Below are 450 nucleotides of genomic sequence, written 5' to 3'. Positions count from 1 at the left end.
CTCAGTCATGAAATTATTGTCGAAGTTTCTAAAAGTCCCAATGTAGCAATTACAGAAATTACGGGTAATTTTGAACATGTTAAACAAATGGTTCAACAACAACGCTTATTACATACAGAAAATGTCGAGAATTTAAGAGCAGCACTTAAAGAAGATCAACCATGTATTGTCTGTGGAAGTACTACCCATCCCTATAAAATGGATGATTCCATTGTTTCCAAAGCCTTGTTCGAACTACAACAACAACAAGAACAGCAAGCTCTGCTTCAAGAGCAAGATACTTTTAACATTTGGCAGCTTAGTCAGCAGAATTTAACCCAATTCAATGCAGAGCAAGAACAACTAAAAACCTCGCAAAAAAGATTGGTTGAACGAATCGCAGTCACTCAACAGACTTGTGCTGAACAAATTGCGTCTGCAAAAATTAAGCTTGATCTCACTCAAACACAA

General features: G+C 36.7%; 1 protein-coding gene. It reads left to right on the top strand.

The genetic code is table 11. From position 1 onward, the window contains the following. The coding region (locus FLQ44_RS19360) for a hypothetical protein (protein ID WP_206208992.1) at positions 1–450 on the top strand (450 nt) is incomplete at both ends.

It is taken from the genome of Vogesella mureinivorans (assembly GCF_007644035.1).
Classification (GTDB): domain Bacteria; phylum Pseudomonadota; class Gammaproteobacteria; order Burkholderiales; family Chromobacteriaceae; genus Vogesella; species Vogesella mureinivorans.
The sequence above is the reverse complement of the archived record's forward strand: the minus strand, read 5'-3'. Positions and strand labels throughout refer to the sequence as shown.